Source organism: Tritonibacter sp. SIMBA_163 (genome assembly GCF_046535935.1).
Lineage (GTDB): Bacteria > Pseudomonadota > Alphaproteobacteria > Rhodobacterales > Rhodobacteraceae > Epibacterium > Epibacterium scottomollicae.
Genome location: NZ_JAWJBP010000430.1, coordinates 1 through 273, shown reverse-complemented (window position 1 = coordinate 273; position 273 = coordinate 1). Strand labels below are relative to the sequence as shown.

Below are 273 nucleotides of genomic sequence, written 5' to 3'. Positions count from 1 at the left end.
ATCGCCGCGCTCGATGCTCACGTCCCACCCAATGCACGGGTGCTGATTACGAGCGGCGGCGGCAGTATCAAGGGCAACGGCGTACTCGCGCAAGTGCAGGCGGCGCTCGGGGAGCGCGCGTGGCACGTGTTCGGCGGCATCGAGCCGAATCCCACTTACGAAACGCTGATGGAAGCGGTTGCACTCGCCCGTGAGAAGAACATCGACTTGGTGCTGGCGGTGGGCGGCGGCTCCGTGATCGACGGCACGAAATTCATCGCGGCGGCGATGAAG

Annotated in this window: 1 protein-coding gene; it reads left to right on the top strand. The window is 65.2% G+C overall.

Features of this window, described 5'->3' with window-relative positions:
- Positions 1-273 (top strand): iron-containing alcohol dehydrogenase (locus R0J92_RS23005; protein ID WP_411053373.1); only part of this gene is annotated, 273 nt, incomplete at both ends.